Consider the following 19,794-nt stretch of genomic DNA (forward strand, 5'->3'; position numbering starts at 1 on the left):
CTGAATGTCGATCGGCCCCAGGCTTCGGGCAGCAGCGTTGCCGGCTGGGTGGACCCCGGAACAAGTCCGGGGTGACGAAGAAACCCGACTGGACGCGACCGGCCTCCTTGGGAGGCCGGTCGGCCGTAACTTACTGGTTGTTCTGGCGGTGGAGGAAGCGCGGGATGTCGAGCGGTTCCTTGTCGTCGCCGCCGCGCGCCGGGGCGCGGCCGGCATTGGCCATGCGTTCGAACAGCGTGCCGCCGGGCTTGCGCGCCGGAGGAGCCTCCTCGCGCGCCGGTTCCGCCGGAGTTTCCGGGTTCAGCCAGCGGCGGCGGCCTTCGCTCGGGCTGGCGCCGAAGTCGCTGGCGGGTGCCGGAGCCGGTGCGGGCACAGGCGTGGCGGCCTCTGCCCCAAGGACCAGTTCATCCTCGTCGACATGGGGCGGCGGTGCGTCATAGGTCGAATGCGGCACGGCCCGTTCCGACACCGACGGCTGCACGATGCCCTGCGGGAACCGCTCGATCGGCGCGGGGGCCGGCGCTTCCTGCAGATGCTCGGCGGCGGCACCGCTCGGCGCGACCGGCGCGGCGGCCGGACGGCGCGGCGCGTTGAAGGTGAAGGCGCGGGTCGGTTCGGCCTGCGCCGGCGCGGGCACCGCCTTCGACGGGGCCTCGTCCTCGATGCCCGTTGCCACGACCGACACGCGGATCTTGCCTTCCAGATCGCTGTTGAACGCCGAACCCCAGATGATGTTGGCGTCGTCGTCGACCAGCTCGCGGATGTGGTTGGCCGCCTCGTCGACTTCGAGCAGGCGCATGTCGTCGCCGCCGGTGATCGAGACGATCACGCCCTTGGCGCCGTTCAGCGACACGCCGTCGAGCAGCGGGTTGGCGATCGCCTGCTGCGCCGCCTCGATCGCGCGATTGTCGCCCTCGGCCTCGCCGGTGCCCATCATCGCCTTGCCCATCTCCTGCATCACCGACCGCACGTCGGCGAAATCGAGGTTGATGAGGCCGGGCATGACCATCAGGTCGGTGATGCCGCGCACGCCCTGCTGCAACACTTCGTCGGCCATTTCGAAGGCCTGCTTGAAGGTCGTGTTGGCGTTGGCGATCAGGAACAGGTTCTGGTTGGGAATGACGATCAGCGTATCGACATACTTCTGCAGTTCCTCGATACCGGCATCGGCCGACTTGGCGCGGCGCTTGCCCTCGAACGCGAACGGGCGCGTCACGACGCCGACGGTCAGGATGCCCATCTCGCGCGCGGCCTTGGCGATCACCGGGGCGGCCCCGGTGCCGGTGCCGCCGCCCATGCCGGCGGCGATGAAGCACATATGCGCGCCTTCGAGGCTTTTCTGGACCGACTCGATCGTCTCCTCGGCGGCGGCGCGGCCGATTTCGGGACGGCTGCCGGCGCCCAGCCCCTGGGTGATCTTGGCACCGAGCTGAATCCGCTGCGGCGCGGACGACTGTTTCAATGCCTGCGCATCGGTGTTGGCGACGAGGAATTCGACCCCCTGCACCTCGGCGCGGATCATGTTGGCGATGGCATTGCCGCCCGCCCCGCCGACGCCGATCACGGTGATCCGGGGGGTGAGCTCATCCACGTCGGGGGCCAGAAATTCGATGCTCATCACTCGGTCTCCCTGTCCCGGTCGGCACCGGGCGCAATTCCAAAAAAGGGTTGTGCATCAAGCGGGCAGACGATCCTAGTCCCCCACCGGTCAAATCAGCGCAAAAAGTCAATAGTTCGTGCGAAAGGCGGTCAGAAGTCGTTGAAACAACGCGCCGGTGGTCGGCCGCGCCACCATCTGCCCGGACGACGGCAGCGCGCGCAGATCGACCGGATTGGAGGCGGCGAACATGGCAAGCCCGGCAAGCGTCGCGAATCCGGGGCCGGAATGCGCTTCGGGCAGCGCGGTCAGGCCACGCGCGCGCCCGACGCGGACCGGGCGGCCGAGCGCCTGTTGCGCGTAATCGGCGATGCCCTTCAATTCCGCGCCGCCGCCGGTCAGCACCACTTGTCGCCCGACCGGATCGTCGAAATTCAGCCGGCGCAGTTCCTTGCCGATCTCCGCCACCAGCCGGTCGAGTCGCTGGCGAATCACCGCGATCAGTTGCGCGCGGGTGATGCGGGTGCCTTCCGAATCCTCGTCGGTGCGCACCGGGGCGACATCGATCATGTCGTGATTGTCGCGCGGGCTCATGTTGGCCGAGCCGAAGAAGCATTTCAGCCGTTCGGCCTGCGCGCGGTTGGTGCCGAAGGCGGAGGCGACGTCGTCGGTGATGTCGCTCGCGCCCATCGCGATCGAGGCGAGACCGGTCAGCACGCCATTGGCGAACACCGAGACATTGGTGATCCCCGCACCGATCTCGACCAGCGCGACGCCCAGTTCGCGCTCTTCCTCCGACAGACAGGCAAGACCGGTCGCGACCGGGGCGGCCACGATCGATTTGGTTTCGAGATGCGCGGAACGCACGCACAGGTCGAGGTTGCGGACCGGCGAGCCTTCGGTCGCGACGACGTGGATTTCCACCCCCAGCCGATCGGCGTGGAGGCCCTTGGGCTCCTTCACCCCGCCGAGGCCATCGAGCGTGTAGCGCATCGGCTGCGCGTGCAGCACCATGCGCTGCCCCGGATCGATCGCGTTGCGGCCGGCTTTCAGCAGCGCATCAATATCCGATTGCTCGACACGGTGACCGCCCAGATCGACCTCCAGCTTGACGATGTCGGACACAAGGCCGCCGGCCGAAAAACTGACCCACACATCTTCGATATTGAAGCCGGCGATGCGTTCGGCCTGCTCCACCGCTTCGCGGACCGCCGTCTCGGTCGCTTTCATGTCGGCGATATAGCCGCGCTTGACGCCGCGACTCTCGCGCTGGCCGGTGCCGAGCACGATCAATTCGCCGCCTTCGCCCGGTCTGGCGATCAGCGCCGACACCTTCGACGTGCCGATGTCGAGCGCGGTGATGACGCCTTCCGGTGCTGCCTTCGCCATATGTCCCCCCTGGCGGTTATCCGACGTCGGGCGGGATCGCCGCCGCATTGATGGTCGCCTCGTCCGCTTCGCCCGCGTCGTTCGGGGTGGCCGACTTCATCCGCACGACCAGCTTGGACGGATCGCGCAGGTCGAAGCGTTCATAGCCCTTGCCGAGCAGTCCCAGCGTTCCGTCGAGCTGGGCGAACTTGACCAGCGCGCGCGCCGAGTCATCCTCCCCTTCGGGCAGGATCAGACGCTCTCCCGTCTGAAACACCAGATCCCATCTTCGGTTCCCGACCCAGACCGCCGCTTTGACCACCGGCTTCAACGCGGGCGCCGCGCCCATCAGCTTGCGATAGGCCGGTTCCTGGGCATTGGCCCCCTCCCCGATCACCAGCGGCAGGCGCGGCATTCGGCCCGGCTGCACCCCGTCGAGCAGGACGCCGCCCGAATCGATCAGCATCAGTCGGCCCTTGTTCTGCCACACCGCCGCCGGATCGCGTTCTACGACGTCGACCACCAGCGTATCGGGCAGGCGGCGCGAGACGCGGGCGTCGGCGATCCAGCCATAGTCGAGCAGTTTCTGCCGCGTGGCGTCGAGATCGACCAGCGGCATCGCGCGCGAGCGCTGGTCGAGCGCCACGGCATAGACCGAGGTGGCGTCCATCCGCTTCAATCCGGTCACTTCGATCTGTTCGACGCGGAAGCCCGCAGCACCCACCGCCTCGGCCGCGCCGATGCCGATCGCGCCGAACAGCCCGAACCAGTTGGCCAGCGCCAGCGCGATCGCGCCGGCTCCGGCGGTGAGGCTCCAGCCGACGATCTTGCGCGCGGTCGCGGCGCCACCGGGCAGCGCCGCCACCGCCTGATCCAGCACCGACGCGCGGACCGGGCGCTTGGGCTGGACCCGGCGTTTGGGCTTGACGGTGCGGGTCTGCGAGACGCGGCGCGTGGTCTGGGTCATCGCACCGCCTCCGCGACGATCCAGCCGACCAGTTCCTCGTACGACATGCCGATGTGGCGCGCCTGTTCGGGAACGAGGCTCAGGGGGGTCATCCCCGGCTGGGTATTGGTTTCGAGGACGAACAGCCCGTCCAGCCCACGCTCGTCATCCCAGCGGAAGTCGGTGCGCGAGGCACCCTTGCAGCCGAGGACACGGTGGGCGGTGACGGCATAGGCCATGCACGCCTGCGCGACATCGTCGGGGATGTCGGCGGGGCAGACATGCTCGGTCATGCCGTCGGTATATTTGCTGTCGTAATCGTAGAAGCCGGTCTTGGGCTTCAACTCGGTGACGCCGAGCGCGCGCTCGCCGAGCACGGCGGTGGTCAGTTCGCGGCCACGGATGAACGGTTCGGCGAGCAGTTCGTCGAATTCGCCCCACGGCCCCTTCGCGTCGCGTGCGATCGGGTTGCCGTAGTTGCTCTCGTCGGTCACGATCGCGACGCCGACCGACGATCCTTCGCTGACCGGTTTGAGGACATAGGGGCGCGGCAGCGGATCGCGCTCGAACAATTCTTCCGATTGGACGATACGCCCGCCGGGCATCGGCACGCCGGCGGGGACCAGCGCCTGCTTGGTCAGCACCTTATCGATCGCGATGACCGAGGTGGCGAGGCCGCTGTGGGTATAGCGCAGGCCCATCAGGTCCATCATGCCCTGCACCGTGCCGTCCTCGCCCGGCGAGCCATGGAGCGCGTTGAAGACGAGATCAGGCTTTGCGTCGGTCAGCCGGGCGGCGATGTTGCGGTCCATGTCGATGCGGGTGACGCGGTGGCCGAGCGATTCCAGCGCCGCGGCGACGCCCGCGCCCGACATCAGCGAGACTTCGCGTTCGGACGACCAGCCCCCCATGAGGACGACGATGTTGAGGGGGTCGGTCACGATGCTTGCCTCGGTTGATAGAGTGCGGGTTGGGAACAGGTCGGATCGGGCAGGATGAGCTGGAAGATGTCAGGTTCGGGACTGAAGCCTTCCGATACCCGGAAATCGATCGCTTCTGCGAAGAGTTCGGCTTTCCGGTAGTCGGCATGGACCAGCCGCAGGACGCAGGTACGCCCGGCGATCAAGCCGACAACCTCGAAACCATCGACCATCCGCAATCCGGCTCGACATTGGTCGACCAACGCCTCGATCAATTCATAGGGCGAGACGTCGTCACAATCGGCAGTCACGACGTCGCCTTGCCCGAGCGACCGGGGGAAGCCGATGCTGTAGAACAGATCGATGCCATCATATTCGGTGCGGCCAACCGTATAGCCACGCTGGACGACATGTCGTCCGAGTTCGCGGAGCCGCCGCCGTTCCCCGGCGCGCCGATGCCGGTCGGCGATCGCCTGCGACTTCGGATTGACCGGCTTGCGTCTCATTACGACCCCGCCCGGCCGATAGGGCGCATCCGCCATCACGCCCGGCCCACCCGCTGGATTTCCCATTCGAGCGTCACGCCGGATTGCGCCAGCACCCTCGTGCGGACTTCCTCGCCCAAGGCCTCGATCTCGGCGCTGGTGGCGGCGCCCGTATTTAGCAGGAAGTTGCAGTGTTTTTCCGATACTTGCGCGTCGCCCTTGCGAACACCTCTGCACCCGGCCGCATCGACCAGCGCCCATGCCTTGTGGCCGTTGGGGTTCTTGAAGGTCGAGCCGCCGGTCTTGCTACGCAGCGGTTGCGAGGCCTCGCGGGCCGCGGCGATGCGGTCCATTTCGGTCTGGATCGTGGCGGGGTCGCCAGCTTGCCCACGGAACGTCGCCGCGACGACGATCGCGCCGTCGGGCAGGTCGCTGTGGCGGTAGCGGTAGTTGAGGTCGGCGTTCGACAGGGTGACGAGCGTGCCGTCGCGCTTCACCACCTGCGCTGTGACCAGCACGTCGGCGACCTCGCGGCCATAGGCGCCGCCGTTCATGCGGACAAAGCCGCCGACCGTGCCGGGGATCGAGCGCAGGAACTCGACGCCCGCGACGCCGGCATCGCGCGCGGTCGAGGAGACGAGGATGCCGCTGGCGCCGCCGCCGCAGGTGAGCGTCAGACCGTCGGCGACAACCTTGGCGAAGGGTTTGCCGAGGCGGACGACGACGCCGGGGACGCCGCCATCGCGGACGATCAGGTTCGAGCCGAGGCCAAGGCCCATCACCGGCACGCTTGGGTCGAGATCGCGCAGGAAGGCGCACAGATCGTCGACGTCCGCCGGCTCGAACAGCCAGTCGGCCGCCCCGCCCGCCTTGAACCACACCAGCGGCGCGAGTGGCGCGTTGGCGGTCAGCCGCCCCCGGACGGACGGCATGCCGATCATTTTCCCACGCCCCAGAAGCGCGCCCATGCGGTCCACGCCTCCGCCTGCGCGTCGACCGCCTGCTTGCCGATCGCCGACAGGTCTTTCGCTTCGGCGCTGTCGAGCAGCTTCTGCGCCGCTTCGATCTGCGCCTTTTGCGCGCGCAGGATTTCGCGCTGCATCTCGACGGCGGTGGAAAACCAGTCGCTCATGCGAGCCGCGCCTGAATAGCGGCGGGCAGGCCGGCGGCGATTTTGGTGATGTCGCCCGCGCCCAGACAGACGATCAGGTCGCCGTCGTGGCCCTCCGCCGCCAGCGCGGCGGCCAGCGCGTCCTTGTCGGGGGCGACCTGGGCCGATCGGTGGCCGCGCAGGCGGATGCCGTCGACCAGCGCCTCGGCGCTGACGCCGTCGACCGGGGTTTCGCCAGCGGCGTAGACCGGCAGGACATGGACCGCATCGGCATCGTTGAACGCCTGCGCGAACTCATCCATCAGCGCGCCCAGCCGCGAAAAACGGTGCGGCTGGACCACGGCGATCACCCGCCCGCCGGTCGCCTCACGCGCGGCGGAGAGCACCGCGCGGATTTCGACCGGGTGGTGGCCGTAGTCGTCGATCACGGTCATGCCCGCCACCTCGCCGACCTTGGTGAAGCGGCGCTTCACCCCGCCGAACTTGGCGAACCCTTGCGCGATTGTCGTGTCGTCCAGCCCCAGTTCGACCGCGACGGCGATCGCCGCCAGCGCGTTCTGGACATTGTGGCGTCCGGCCATCGGCAGGTGGATGCCGGCGATCGTGCGGGCATTGCCGTCGCGGTCGCGCACCACGCAGTCGAAGCGGTTGCCGTCACGCCCCGCCACCACGTCGACCCCGCGAATGTCGGACTGGGCGGAAAAGCCATAGGTCACGATGCGGCGGTCGCGGATGCGCGGGATCAGCGCCTGCACTTCGGGGTGGTCGAGGCAGAGGACCGCTGCGCCATAGAAGGGCACGTTCTCGATGAACTCGACATAGGCGTCCTTGGCGCGATCGAAGCTGCCATAATGGTCGAGATGTTCGGGATCGATATTGGTGACGACCGCGATCGTCCCGTCGAGGCGCAGGAAGCTGCCGTCGCTCTCGTCCGCCTCGACCACCATCCAGTCGGACGCGCCCAATCGTGCGTTCGAGCCATAGGAGTTGATGATGCCGCCGTTGATGACGGTCGGGTCGACCCCGCCGGCATCGAGCAGCGCCGCGATCAGCGAGGTCGTGGTGGTCTTGCCATGCGTGCCCGCCACCGCGACGGTGGATTTGAGGCGCATCAGCTCGGCGAGCATTTCCGCGCGGCGCACCACCGGAATGCGTTTGGCCAGCGCGTGATCGCGTTCGGGATTGCCCGGGCGGATCGCGGTGGAGGTGACAACCACCGCCACGCCCTCGACATTCTCGGCGCGGTGGCCGATCTGCACGTCGATGCCGCGTGCGCGCAGGCCATCGATGACATAGCCCTCGGCCACGTCCGACCCCTGCACCTTGTAGCCGAGGTTGTGCATCACCTCGGCGATGCCCGACATGCCGATGCCGCCGATGCCGACGAAATGGATCGTGCCGATGTCGGTCGCAACGCCCTTCACGCGAAAGCCTCCTGAGTTCGGTTGGTAGGGGTGGTCTTGCCCACTTTGACCTTGGGCGCGTCGATGCTCTCGACCAGGTCGGCCAAGTCGCGCACCGCGAACGGGCGGCCGCAACTGCGCGCCCGCGCCGCCGCATTGGTCAGCGCCGCCGGGTCGAGCCCCAGCTTCTGGATCTGCTTGGCGAGTTCGGCGGCGGTGAACGCGCTTTGCGGGATCGAGCGACCACCGCCGGCATTCACGATCTCGCGGCAGTTCGCGGTCTGGTGATCGTCGGTCGCCGACGGCAACGGCACGAGGATCGCGGGGCGGCCGGCGGCGGTCAGCTCGGCGATGGTCGAGGCGCCGGCGCGGGCGATCACGACATGCGCCCATGCCAGCCGGTCGGGCAGATCGGGCAGATAGGTCGCGATCTCGGCGGGAATCGCGTGTTCGGCATATTTGGCGCGCACCGAATCGATGTCCTCGATCCGCGCCTGATGCGTCACCTGCATCCGCCGGCGGAATGCGAGCGGCAGGAGCGCGAGGCCGTCGGGAACGACCTGGCTCAGGATGCTCGCCCCCTGGCTGCCGCCGGTGACGAGGACGCGGAAGATGCCGTCCTCATCCGCCGCCGGATAGGGCCGGTCGCGCAGGGCGAGGACGCTCTCGCGCACCGGATTGCCGACGAGGTGCGTCCTGGGGACGTATTTTTCCTTCAGCCGATCGACCCGTTCATAGCTGGTGGCGATGCCGGCGACGCTGCCCGCGACCAGCCGGTTGACCCGGCCGAGCACGGCATTCTGTTCGTGGATGATCGTCGGCACCTTTTGCGCGAAGGCACCGAGCAGCGCCGGGAGTGCCGGATAGCCGCCGAAGCCGATGACGGCGGCGGGGCGGAAGGTCTTGTAGAGTTCGATCGCCATCGCACGACCCGCCAGCATCTGCCGTGCCGCCTTTACCCAGCCGATCGGCCCGCCGCTCAGCCGCCCGGCGGGCAGGACATGCGTCTGCACCCCGTCGAACAGGTCGGGAAAGCGCACGCCGCGTTCGTCGCTGACCAAGGCGACGCGGTGGCCGCGCCGCATGAGTTCGGTCGCCAGCGCGGCGGCGGGGACCATGTGGCCGCCGGTGCCCCCTGCTGCCAGGACATAATGCTTGCTCATTTCGCTCCGCTCCAGCGCTGCGGTCCATAGGGAGAGCGCGTCAGATACGGGTTCCGGCGGGTGAAAGCGAGCAGAAGGCCCATGCCGATCGACAGCGCGATCATCGACGACCCGCCATAGGAGATGAACGGCAGCGTCATCCCCTTGGAAGGCGCGATGCCGACGTTAACCGCCATGTTGATGAGCGCCTGCGCGCCGAACTGCACCGCCAGGCCGGCGGCGGCGAGCAGCTTGAAGGCGTCCTCCTCGTCCAGCAGCCGCACGAACACGCGCACGACGATGGCGAGGAAGATGAGCGCGATAATGGCGCAGGCGATCAGGCCGAATTCCTCACCGACGACGGCGAAGATATAGTCGGTATGCGCCTCGGGCAGCTTGAATTTGATCCGCCCGCCGCCCGGCCCCGTCCCGGTGACGCCACCGGCGGTCAGCACGGCATGTGCCATGTCGACCTGATAGCTGTCGGTCGCCGACTTTTCGGGATCGGGGAACAGGAAGCCGTCGATCCGCACGCGCGCGGTGCCGTAGAAAGTATAGGCGGCGGCGAGCAGTCCGATGCCGGCGGCGGCCAGCAGCGCCATGACCCGAAGCTGAATCCCGGCGATGACGAGCAGCGCGGCCCAGACGCCGCAGAAGATCACCGTCTGGCCGAAATCGGGCTGGAGCATCAGGCATGCGGCGATCAGCGCGGTCAGCGCGCCCGTGACCCACAGCATCGGCAGTTGCGGGTCCTTCGCGCGCAGCGACAGCAGCCATGCGGTCGTGACGATGAACATGGGTTTGAGGAATTCGGACGGCTGGAACTGGCCGACGCCCAGATTGACCCAGCGCCTGGCACCATTCGCCTCCACGCCCACGAACGGCGTGGCGGCCAGCGCCACGATCAGCAGCGCGGAGCCGAGCAGGCACAGGCGACGGGCGAGCGTGACCGGCAGCATCGACACGACGATCATCACCGGAAAGGCGAGGCCGATCCATCCCGCCTGCCGCCAGAAATACATCATCGGCGGCACCGTCACGTCGCCGCCCGAATAGCGCACCGCCGAAGCCGGCGAGGCGGCGGCGACCGCGACCAGCCCGATCGCGATCAGCGTCATCGCGATCAGCAGCAGCACGCGGTCGACCTCGCGGAACCACGCGCCGATCGGCGAGCGGGTGGTGCGGCCCTGCAACGTGTCGACGCGCTGACGGAGGGGACGGGCCACGGGTCCGGTCATCGCAATGCCTCCACCGCCGCCGCGAAGGCCCGCCCGCGCGCTTCGTAATCGCTGAACTGGTCGAACGAGGCGCAGGCTGGCGACAGCAGTACGGTATCGCCGGTCTGCGCCTGCGTCGCGGCCGATCGTACCGCTTGATCCAGCGTACCGGCGTTCTCGACCGGCATGTCGGGGCCGAGCAGTTCGGCGAAACGATCGGCAGCATCGCCGATGGTATAGGCGCGCACGACGTTGCCGAAGCCGGGGCGGCAGGCGTCGAGGTCGTCGCCCTTGGCCAGACCGCCGACGATCCAGTGGATGCGCGCAAAGGCATTCAGCGCGGGCGCGGTGGATTCGGGGTTGGTCGCCTTGCTGTCGTCGACATACGCCACGCCCGCGACGTCGGCGACATGGGCCATCCGGTGCGGGAGCGCGCGATAGGTCCGAAGGGCGGCGTCGATGGTCGCGCGGTCCAGCCCAAGTGCCTCGCAGGTGGCGATGGCGGTCAGCGCGTTCTGGGCGTTATGCGGGCCGGCGAGTGCAGGGCCGAACGCCGGCAGGTCATCGGGCACGGCGATGCGGATCGCCCGGTCGCCGAGGGTTTCGGCGAGGGCGCGGGAGGGGGCGTCGCCGGTGCCGATAATCGCGGTATGGCCGGTGGACTGCATCGCGAACAGCCGGGCCTTCGATGCGGCATAGGCATCGAACCCGGCATAACGATCGAGATGATCCGGCGTGATGTTGAGCAGCACCGCGACGTCGCAGTCGAGGCTGTAGGTCAGGTCGATCTGGTAGCTCGACAGTTCGAGGACGTAGATGCCACCGGTCGGCAGCGGGTCCTGTTCGAGAATCGGCAGGCCGATGTTGCCGCCCATCCGTGCGGGGATGCCGGCGTGGCACAGGATGTGGTGGATCAGCGCGGTAGTGGTCGACTTGCCGTTGGTGCCGGTGATGCCGACAACCTTGTGCGGCGGAAGATCGGCGCGGGCCTGTGCGAAGAGTTCGATGTCGCCGAGGATCGGCACGCTGCCGGCGTGGGCGACGATCGGGTGGCGGTTGAGCGGCACGCCGGGCGAGACGACGACGCCGTCGAACCCGGCGAGGTCGATCGCCAACGGATCGGCGAAAACTAGCGTTGGGAGAGGAGAAGGCGCAGATGGTGCCGTAGAAGAAGGCCCCTCTCCCCGACCCTCTCCCCGCGAGCGGAGAGAGGGAGAGCGTTTGGATTCGTCGTTGTCCCATGCGGTCACTTCCGCGCCGCTCGCCAGCAGCGCGCGCACCGTCGCCGCGCCGGAGCGGGCGAGGCCCAGCACCGCATAGCGTTTGCCCGCCCAGGCGGTGGCCGTCATCACCGCAGCTTCAACGTCGAGAGGCCGGCCAGCGCCAGCACGAACGCGACGATCCAGAAACGGATGACGACGGTCGCCTCCGCCCAACCGAGCTGTTCGAAATGATGGTGAATCGGCGCCATGCGGAAGATGCGGCGACCGGTGCGCTTGAACCAGAACACCTGGATGATGACGGAGAGCGCCTCCACCACGAACAGCCCGCCGATGATGCCGAGCACGATCTCGTGATGCGACGACACCGCGATCGTTCCCAGCGCGCCGCCCAGGGCAAGGCTGCCGGTATCGCCCATGAACACCGCCGCCGGGGGCGCGTTGTACCAAAGGAAGGCAAGGCCTGCGCCGACGATCGCGCCGCAGAACAACGCGAGGTCGCCCGCGCCCGGCACATGCGGGATGCCGAGATAGGCGGCGAACTTCGCGTTGCCGACCATGTAGACGATCAGCATGAACGCGACCGAGGCGATGATGACCGGCATCGTCGCAAGGCCATCCAGACCGTCGGTCAGGTTCACCGCATTGCCGAACGACACGATCGTGAAGGCGGCGAACAGGATATAGACCGGTCCGAGATCGATCGCGACGCCCGAGAAGAACGGCACGTAGAGCATCGTCCCCGTCTGGCGGATGATGATCCAGCTCGCGATGCCCGCGATCAGGAATTCGAGCAGCAGCCGGGTGCGGCCCGAGACGCCCGCCGTGCTGGCCTTGCGCACCTTGTCATAGTCGTCGAGGAAGCCGATCGCCGCGAACCCCAAGGTCACGAACAGGCATGCCCAGACGAACGGGTTCGACAGATCCATCCACAACAGCACCGCCGAGGCGAGCGCGGTGAGGATCATCAGCCCGCCCATCGTCGGCGTGCCGCGCTTGGCGAGATGCGTCTGCGGGCCGTCCAAGCGGATCGGCTGGCCCTTGCCCTGCCGCACGCGCAGCCAGCCGATGAACTTCGGCCCGATGATGAGGCCGATGAACAAGGCGGTCGCCGTCGCAGCACCGGTGCGGAACGACAGATAGCGAAAGAGATTGAGGACACCCGGAAAGCCCAGATATTCCGCGAGTTCGTACAACATCAGCCCTGCCCCGGCGCCTTCTGCGCGATCAGGGAGGCGACGACACGCGCCAGCCCCACCCCGTTCGATCCCTTCACGAGTACCGCGTCACCGGGCACCAGCAGGTCGGCGAGGACCCGGGCGGCGGCGGCGGCATCGGGCACATGGACGGTTTCGATCCGCCCCTCAAGCGCTCTGGCGAGCGGGAGCATCCCCTGCCCCACCAGCACGGCGCGCGAAACGCCCGCTTCGTCGATCGGCACCGCCAGCGCGGCATGATAGGCGTCGGACGCCTCGCCCAGCTCGCGCATTTCGCCCAGCACGGCGATGCGGCGATCGGCGCGTTCGGCGGCGAGGACCTTGAGCGTCGCGCGCATCGAGGCGGGGTTGGCGTTGTAGCTTTCGTCGATCAGCAGCGCCTCGCCGCCCGCGACTGCGATGGTGGTGCGGGCACCGCGTCCGGCGAGGCCCTCCAGATCGGCGAGCGCGAGCCCGGCAACCCCGAGGTCGCCGCCGATCGCGTCGACCGCCGCGAGGACGGCAAGCGAATTGGCCACCCAATGGTCGCCCGGAGGGCCAAGCGTATAGCTGATCTCGCGCGTGCCGATGCGCGCGGTAACGAAGCTGCCGCCGCCGGGCAGGCGGGCATGTTCGATCGCCTGCACATCGGCGCCGTCACGCAGGCCGAAGGTGACGATCCGTCCGGCATGGCCGGCTGCCGCCTGCTGCAAGGTGCCGAGATGCGGGCTGTCGAACGGTACGATCGCGGTGCCGCCGGGGGTCAGCCCCTCGAAAATCTCACCCTTGGCGCGGGCGATCGCGTCCTCGCCGGTAAAGAATTCGGTGTGCGCCGGCGCGATGGTGGTGACAACCGCCACGTCGGGGCGGACCAGCCGGGTCAGTTGCGCCAGTTCGCCGGCATGGTTCATGCCCATTTCGAACACCGCCGCCTGCGCCCGCGCGGGCAGGCGGGCGAGGCTCAAGGGCACGCCGGTATGGTTGTTGTAGCTCTTGACCGAGCGGTGCGCATGCCCGTGGGTGACGCGGTCGAGCGCGGCGAACAGCGCTTCCTTGGTCCCGGTCTTGCCGACCGATCCGGTGACGCCAATCACCTTGGCGTGGCTGCGCGCGCGCGATGCCTTGGCGAGCAGGTCGAGCGCGGCGGTGGTGTCGGCGACCAGCACATGCGGCCCGTCGACGGCGCGCGATACCAGCGCGCCGGCGGCACCCTGCGCATAGGCCTGTTCGACGAAACGGTGGCCGTCGGTCGCCTCGCCCGAAAGCGCGACGAACAGGTCGCCGGGGCCGACCTCGCGGCTGTCGAAGGCGACGCCGCCGACCGCGAAGTCTGCGGAGGCGGTGCCGCCCGTCGCCGCGGCGATGGCGGCGGCGGTCCAGAGATCAGCGGGCGCAGTCACGCGCCACCTGTACGTCGTCGAACGGCAGGACCATGTCACCGACGATCTGCCCCTGTTCATGCCCCTTGCCGGCGATCAGCACGATGTCGCCGGCCTGCGCCATCGCGCAGGCGGCGCGGATCGCCTCGCGGCGGTCGCCGATCTCGGTCGCGCCGATCGCGCCTTCCAATACCTGCGCGCGGATCGCGGCGGCGTCTTCGGTGCGGGGATTGTCGTCGGTGACGATCGCCACGTCGGCGCGGGTGACGGCCACCTCGCCCATCGGCGCGCGCTTGCCGGTGTCGCGGTCGCCGCCCGCGCCGAACACGACGATCAGGCGGTTGTCGGCATGCGGGCGCAGCGCGGCGATCGCCGCTTCGAGGGCATCGGGGGTATGGGCATAGTCGACATAGACCGGCGCGCCGTTTTCGAGAATTACCGCGCGCTCCAGCCGGCCGCGTACCGGTTGCAGTCGCGCCAGCCCGGCGAACGTCGCGGCAAGATCGCCACCGGTGGCCAGCACCAGCCCGGCGGCGGTGAGCGCGTTCGCCGCCTGATACGCGCCGATCAATGGCAGCTTGACGATATGCGTCGCGCCCTCCGCCTCGATCGTCAGCGTTTGCCCGAGCAGGCTGGGATCGCGGCCGACCAGTTTCAGCGTCTCGCCATGTTCGCCGACGGTGATGAGCGCGTTGCCGCGCACCCGTGCCAGATCGATCACCCGGTCGGCATGGGGATCGTCGACCCACACCACCGCCACCCCGTCGTCGGCCAGCACTTCGGCGAACAGGCGCAGCTTGGCGGTCAGATAGCGCGCCATGTCGCCATGATAATCGAGGTGATCGCGACTGAGATTGGTGAAGGCGGCGGCGCGCACCGGCAGTCCTTCGGTGCGGTACTGCGACAGGCCGTGGCTCGACGCCTCGAACGCCAGATGGCTGACGCCTTCGCGCGCCAAGCCGGCGACGTTCGACAGGAAAGTGACGACATCGGGCGTGGTCAGCCCGGTCGTCACCCGTTCGTCGGCGGTGGTGACGCCCAGCGTCCCGATCGAGGCGGCGTGGTGGCCCTGCATCCGCCAGAGCTGGCGGACCATCTCGACCGTGCTGGTCTTGCCGTTGGTGCCGGTGACGGCGACGCAAGTCGGCGGGAACGGTGCGAAGAAGGTCGCGGCGGCGCGGGCGAAGGCCTCGCGCGGATCGTCGGCGGCGATGTGCAGCGCCCCCTCGACCAGCGCGCCCGGCCGGGCGACGACCGCGATCGCGCCGCTGGCGATGGCGGCGGGGATGAAATCTTCCCCGTTCACCCGCGCCCCTTCGAACGCGCCGAAGATGGTGCCGGGGGCGACCTTGCGATGATCGATCGCAAAGCCCGTCACCACCGCCGCTTCGTCGCCACCCGTGATCTGTCCCAGTCTCATTCCGCGTTCGCCGCCACTTTCTTGCTACCCGGCGCATGCCATAGCAGGCTGCGGAGTGGCGTCATGTCGATATCGGCATTCGCATCGGGAATCACGCCCAGCAGCGGGCCAGTGCGCGAAATCACCCGGCTGACGACCGGGGCGGCGGTCCATGCGGCGGTGGTGAAGCCGAAGGTTTCCTTGGTGCCCTTCGGACTGTCGAGCATCGCGATCACGACATAGCGCGGCCGGTCCATCGGGAACACGGCGGCGAAGGTCGAGACGTTGACCTTCTTCGAATAGCCGCCGCCCGCGCCCACCGTTTCGGCGGTGCCGGTCTTGCCGCCGACGCGGAAGCCCGGCGCTTCGGCCTTGCGGCCGGTGCCGTCGGTGACGATCAGCCTGAGCAGCCCGCGCATCTTGGCGCTGGTATCCTCCGAAAACACGCGGCGGCCGGCCGGCGCCTGCCCGGGCCGCAGTTTCAGCATCGTCGCGGGCCGCCAGATGCCGCCGTTGACCAGCGCGGCATAGGCGCTGGCGAGGTGCAGCGGGGTGACGGCAATGCCATGGCCATAGGCGGTCGTCATCGTCGTGGTTCGCGCCCAGAAATGCGGCCAGATCGGCCGGGCCTTTTCCAGTTCGATGTCGGGCGCGGTATCGAAATGGAGCGAGCGGAACAGCTTCGCCATCCGCTCCGGCCCCATTTCGTCGGCGATGCGCGCGGTCGCGATGTTCGACGAATGGACCAGCGTCTCGGGGATGTTCAGCCAGCGCTTCTGCGCATGGTCGTCGCGGATGCGAAAACCCCCGATGAACAGCGGCTGGGTCGCGTCATAGCGTTTGGCGAGCGACGGGGCGACGCCGGTATCGAGCGCTGCGGCCATAGTCAGCGGCTTGAACGCCGATCCGAGTTCGTACACGCCCTGCGTCACCGTGTTCATCTGCCCGGTGTTGGCGGTGACGGCATTGGGATTGAACGTCGGCAGCGAGGTCATGGCGATCACCTCGCCGGTATCGCTGTCGAGCACCACGCCGCCGGCGCCGCGCGCCTGGAACACCGCCATCGCATTGGCGAGTTCGCTCTCCAGCGCGGCCTGCACGCGCAGGTCGAGGCTGAGCGCCACCGCATGGCCGCGCTCGCCCGGATTCATCAACCGGGCGTTGAGGAATTTCTCCATGCCGCGCACGCCGCGACCATCCATGTCGAGATAGCCGAGCGCATGCGCCGCCATCGCGCTTTGCGGATAGAGCCGCTCGGGCTCGCGGCCGAGCGCGATGCCCGGTTCGCCCAGCGCGTTGACCGCCTGCACCAGTTGCGGCAGTGCGCGGCGTTTCAGATAGACGAAGCCGCGATCCGCCATGAGCTGCGCATAATAATAGGCGGCATTCTGTTCGGGCATCAGTTCGGCGAGACGATTGGCCAGCTCGCGCTTGTCGCCGATCACCTTGTCGGGGCGGACCGCGATCGACCACGCATCGATGGTGCGGGCAAGCGGCGCGCCGTTGCGATCGACCAGATCGCCACGTAACGGCACCAGTGCCGCTTCGGCGGCGATCGCCGAATGCGGTTCGGCGGCGATCCCGAGCATCGCGAGACGCCCGAGCACCACCGCGACGCCGGCGGCGAACAGCAGCATGAGCACCATGAGCCGGTAATGGGCGATGCCCACCAGCGACTGGCGCGTGCCGTCGGAACGTTGCTGGTGCAGCGGCGGAGCCACGACAACGATCACCGGAGCGTCGCTTCCCTGCGGGCCGAACGGGACAGGTCGCCAAGCGTGGAGTCGCTCAGCAGCGTGCGGTCGAGCATCGCCACCGCGCGCGCCTTGGCATGGGCGACGGCGGCGGTCTGGACCGGTCCGGTCGGGCGCGGCGCGGCCTTGGCGGCGGGCGCGGGGGTGGTGGCCCTGGGGCTGACGGCCGGGGTAGCAGCGGCCGACGTGGCAACGGCAGGCGTCGTCACCGGGGCGGCGGCCGGTTCGGTCGGAGCAGGGATATATTCCATCGGCGCGGCGGGCACGACATAGGCGAGCGCGACATTGCCGCTTTCGGTCCGGCCAGGCAGCGACGCCAGTTGATGCTCACCGCCGACATATTGTTCGGCACGCGGCGAGGCGAGCGCCAGCACGTCGCCGTTCCAGCGTTCGAGCTGCGCCAGATTGGCGCGGGTATCAAACTCGGTTTCGAGGTCGCGAATCTCCTTGCGCGCCTGCACGATCGATCGCTCGACCGCCTCGACGCGCGCGCGCTCCGCCGCCCCTTGCGAAATCACCAGATAAAAGGCCGGGGCCATGATCCCGACCATCACCAGTTTCCCGAGCGTTCCGAACCCGAACGTCCCCATCGCACCCTAACTCCCGTTCGAACTCCACGGCGCCGCCGCCGTGCGAATGGCCGCGCGCAAGGTCGCTGAACGCGCGCGCGGATTGATACTCGTTTCTTCGTCGCTTGGCCGCACCGCCTTGGCGATGTGGCCGAAGGTCGCATCCGGCCCCTGCACCACCAGCGGGCGGTGGCGCGATCCGGCCGGCATCGCCCCGCCGCGTTCCCGCAGGAAGCGCTTAACGATGCGGTCCTCCAGACTGTGGAAGCTGACCACCGACAGCCGCCCGCCGGTCCGCAACACCCGCTCCGCCGCGCCCAGCCCGGCGGTCAGTTCGCCCAGCTCGTCGTTCAGGTGGATGCGGATCGCCTGGAACGCGCGGGTCGCCGGGTCCTTCTTCTCGTGCGGACGGTGGCCGAGCGCGCGGCGGACGACGGCGGCAAGTTCGCCGGTCCGCGCGAACGGGCGCGCGCCGACGATGAAGCTGGCGACGCGGCGGTGGCGCGGTTCCTCGCCATAGCGGTCGAGCACGTCGGAAATCTCGGCCTCGGCGGCCTCGTTGAGCCATTCGGCTGCGGTCTGGCCCGAACGGCTCATCCGCATGTCGAGCGGCCCGTCATACTGGAACGAGAAGCCGCGATCGGCTTGGTCGAGCTGCATCGACGATACGCCGATGTCCATCACCACGCCGTCGACCTGGTCGATCCCGCGCGCCGCCAGCTCGCCCGCCATCGCCGAGAACGGCGCCTCGATCAGCGTCAGCCGATCGCCGGCCTCCGCCAGCAGCGGCGCGGCGGCGGCATGAGCGGTCGGATCGCGATCGAACGCGATCACGCTCGCGCCGGCGGCCAGCATCGCGCGGGTATAGCCGCCCGCGCCGAAGGTCGCGTCGACATGGACCTCGCCCGGCTGGATCGCCAGCGCGGCGACCGCTTCGACCAGCAGGACCGGGATATGCGGAGCGGCGGTCATTGCAGCCCCTTTTCTTCCATCAGGAATTCGCACAGCTCGCGCGTGTCGCCGTCGATGCCCTCGTCGGCGATCAGCGTGAACGGGTCCCAGATGTTGAAGGTATCGCCGCGCCCGTGGAAGAACGCCCATTTGTCGATGTTGGAACGGCGACGATAGAAGGTCGGCAGGACGAACCGCCCGGCGCTGTCGAACGGCGCGGTTTCGAGATTGCCGAACGCCTTGCCGGCGACGTTATAGTCGGTGTCGATGTCCTCGTCGCTGCCCTGCGGCGCGCGCGAATACAGAATCTTGGGCCAGGCGGCGTCGAACGCGCTGAGGCAGGCATGTTTGGCGTGGCGTTTGATGAGCAGTTCGCGGGAGTCGGCGTTCTTCTCCAGCACCGAGCGCAGCTTGGCAGGAACCGCGACGCGACCCTTCGCGTCGACCGCCTGAAGCCCATAGCTCAGGTAGAGTTCCCTGTCCGACACGTAGCCCCTATTCGGTTACGCAGGACACCCGTCTCGTCCGACCAAATACACGCCGCACGATTGAAAATGACGATCGCAGGACCTGCCCCCTGTGACGCATACGGACGTATCAAAAACATGATTGGGCAACAATGGGCAAAATTGGGCAGAAATGGGAGAAAGCGCCAAAAGGATGAAAACAAATGGGATGTACTTGGTTTGTTCTATGGCAAGTCGCATCATTCGCCGGGGGTATTTATGGGAGGAGCCCCCACCCGCCGATTGCGACCGCCCGAACGTACGACGTGATTGGCGGAAAACTGCGGATAATCTGGATCAATAAACGCCCAAGAGCGGCGGGCCGACCGGGACGGCGTTATCGCGCGGGTGCGGGTGCCGCCGCATTGCCCGGCGCGACACCCGGCGACACGCCGAGTTCGGCCAGCGGCTCATCCGGGTTGGCCGACGGGGCGGCATCGACGACCGCCGTATTCGCGGCTTCGTTGAGCAGCGCGGCGTCATCGCCGATCGGGGCTTCGTCGATCGCCGAGCGGAACAGCGCGCTCGCCAGCACGATCAGCAGCACGACGAGCACGAGCCCGGTCGCGCCGACGCGCAGTCGCTGCAATATCTGGGACTGGTCGGTTCGCGGCACCATCGCGCGCAACGG

19 protein-coding genes are annotated in these 19,794 nt (G+C 68.3%); all 19 read right to left on the reverse strand.

Annotation, left to right across the window (positions count from 1 at the left end; genetic code table 11):
- Positions 1–130: 130 nt before the first annotated feature.
- A complete protein-coding gene (gene ftsZ / locus ASE78_RS02205) occupies positions 131–1,618 on the reverse strand; it encodes a cell division protein FtsZ (protein ID WP_056492879.1) in 1,488 nt (495 codons plus the stop codon).
- Between the two features lie 108 nt (positions 1,619–1,726).
- Positions 1,727–2,986, reverse strand: a complete 1,260-nt coding sequence (gene ftsA, locus ASE78_RS02210) for a cell division protein FtsA (protein ID WP_055756795.1) — start codon at positions 2,984–2,986, stop codon at positions 1,727–1,729.
- Between the two features lie 16 nt (positions 2,987–3,002).
- Positions 3,003–3,932, reverse strand: a complete 930-nt coding sequence (locus ASE78_RS02215; protein ID WP_056492608.1) for a cell division protein FtsQ/DivIB — start codon at positions 3,930–3,932, stop codon at positions 3,003–3,005.
- Positions 3,929–4,822: a D-alanine--D-alanine ligase gene (locus tag ASE78_RS02220; protein ID WP_056492882.1), complete on the reverse strand. Its 894-nt coding sequence runs from the start codon at positions 4,820–4,822 to the stop codon at positions 3,929–3,931. Before ASE78_RS02220 ends, ASE78_RS02215 begins: the two co-directional genes overlap by 4 nt.
- A 26-nt stretch (positions 4,823–4,848) precedes the next feature.
- Positions 4,849–5,337 carry a hypothetical protein gene (locus ASE78_RS02225; RefSeq protein WP_156351242.1) on the reverse strand — a complete coding sequence of 163 codons (489 nt, stop codon included), beginning with the start codon at positions 5,335–5,337 and terminating at the stop codon, positions 4,849–4,851.
- A 35-nt stretch (positions 5,338–5,372) separates the two neighbouring features.
- The gene (gene murB / locus ASE78_RS02230; RefSeq protein ID WP_056492885.1) at positions 5,373–6,248 is read right to left on the reverse strand and encodes a UDP-N-acetylmuramate dehydrogenase; all 876 of its coding nucleotides are present in this window, start codon (positions 6,246–6,248) and stop codon (positions 5,373–5,375) included.
- Positions 6,249–6,253: 5 nt separating this feature from the next.
- Complete coding sequence (locus tag ASE78_RS02235; protein WP_056492614.1) at positions 6,254–6,448, reverse strand: hypothetical protein; 195 nt, start codon at positions 6,446–6,448, stop codon at positions 6,254–6,256.
- Complete coding sequence (murC, locus tag ASE78_RS02240) at positions 6,445–7,851, reverse strand: UDP-N-acetylmuramate--L-alanine ligase (RefSeq protein ID WP_056492617.1); 1,407 nt, start codon at positions 7,849–7,851, stop codon at positions 6,445–6,447. Before murC ends, ASE78_RS02235 begins: the two co-directional genes overlap by 4 nt.
- Positions 7,848–8,993 (reverse strand): undecaprenyldiphospho-muramoylpentapeptide beta-N-acetylglucosaminyltransferase, encoded by a 1,146-nt coding sequence (murG, locus tag ASE78_RS02245; protein WP_056492620.1) that lies wholly within the window; start codon positions 8,991–8,993, stop codon positions 7,848–7,850. The genes murC and murG overlap by 4 nt, the downstream gene beginning before the upstream one ends.
- Positions 8,990–10,210, reverse strand: a complete 1,221-nt coding sequence (locus ASE78_RS02250) for an FtsW/RodA/SpoVE family cell cycle protein (RefSeq protein WP_056492624.1) — start codon at positions 10,208–10,210, stop codon at positions 8,990–8,992. The genes murG and ASE78_RS02250 overlap by 4 nt, the downstream gene beginning before the upstream one ends.
- Entirely contained in the window at positions 10,207–11,541 is a 1,335-nt protein-coding gene (murD, locus tag ASE78_RS02255; protein ID WP_056492627.1) for a UDP-N-acetylmuramoyl-L-alanine--D-glutamate ligase, read from the reverse strand. The genes ASE78_RS02250 and murD overlap by 4 nt, the downstream gene beginning before the upstream one ends.
- A complete protein-coding gene (gene mraY, locus ASE78_RS02260; RefSeq protein WP_055756809.1) occupies positions 11,538–12,608 on the reverse strand; it encodes a phospho-N-acetylmuramoyl-pentapeptide-transferase in 1,071 nt (356 codons plus the stop codon). The genes murD and mraY overlap by 4 nt, the downstream gene beginning before the upstream one ends.
- Positions 12,608–14,005 carry a UDP-N-acetylmuramoyl-tripeptide--D-alanyl-D-alanine ligase gene (locus tag ASE78_RS02265; protein ID WP_056492630.1) on the reverse strand — a complete coding sequence of 466 codons (1,398 nt, stop codon included), beginning with the start codon at positions 14,003–14,005 and terminating at the stop codon, positions 12,608–12,610. The genes mraY and ASE78_RS02265 overlap by 1 nt, the downstream gene beginning before the upstream one ends.
- Positions 13,989–15,404 carry a UDP-N-acetylmuramoyl-L-alanyl-D-glutamate--2,6-diaminopimelate ligase gene (locus ASE78_RS02270; protein ID WP_056492633.1) on the reverse strand — a complete coding sequence of 472 codons (1,416 nt, stop codon included), beginning with the start codon at positions 15,402–15,404 and terminating at the stop codon, positions 13,989–13,991. Before ASE78_RS02270 ends, ASE78_RS02265 begins: the two co-directional genes overlap by 17 nt.
- Entirely contained in the window at positions 15,401–17,116 is a 1,716-nt protein-coding gene (locus tag ASE78_RS02275) for a peptidoglycan D,D-transpeptidase FtsI family protein (RefSeq protein ID WP_055756817.1), read from the reverse strand. Before ASE78_RS02275 ends, ASE78_RS02270 begins: the two co-directional genes overlap by 4 nt.
- Complete coding sequence (locus ASE78_RS02280; protein ID WP_056492636.1) at positions 17,113–17,727, reverse strand: hypothetical protein; 615 nt, start codon at positions 17,725–17,727, stop codon at positions 17,113–17,115. Before ASE78_RS02280 ends, ASE78_RS02275 begins: the two co-directional genes overlap by 4 nt.
- 6 nt (positions 17,728–17,733) lie before the next feature.
- A complete protein-coding gene (gene rsmH, locus ASE78_RS02285) occupies positions 17,734–18,678 on the reverse strand; it encodes a 16S rRNA (cytosine(1402)-N(4))-methyltransferase RsmH (RefSeq protein ID WP_056492639.1) in 945 nt (314 codons plus the stop codon).
- Positions 18,675–19,145, reverse strand: a complete 471-nt coding sequence (locus ASE78_RS02290) for a division/cell wall cluster transcriptional repressor MraZ (protein WP_056492642.1) — start codon at positions 19,143–19,145, stop codon at positions 18,675–18,677. The genes rsmH and ASE78_RS02290 overlap by 4 nt, the downstream gene beginning before the upstream one ends.
- Positions 19,146–19,500: 355 nt before the next feature.
- Complete coding sequence (locus ASE78_RS02295) at positions 19,501–19,782, reverse strand: hypothetical protein (protein ID WP_230772610.1); 282 nt, start codon at positions 19,780–19,782, stop codon at positions 19,501–19,503.
- Positions 19,783–19,794: the final 12 nt, after the last annotated feature.

The organism is Sphingomonas sp. Leaf25 (assembly GCF_001421635.1).
In the GTDB taxonomy this organism is placed as follows: Bacteria; Pseudomonadota; Alphaproteobacteria; order Sphingomonadales; family Sphingomonadaceae; genus Sphingomonas.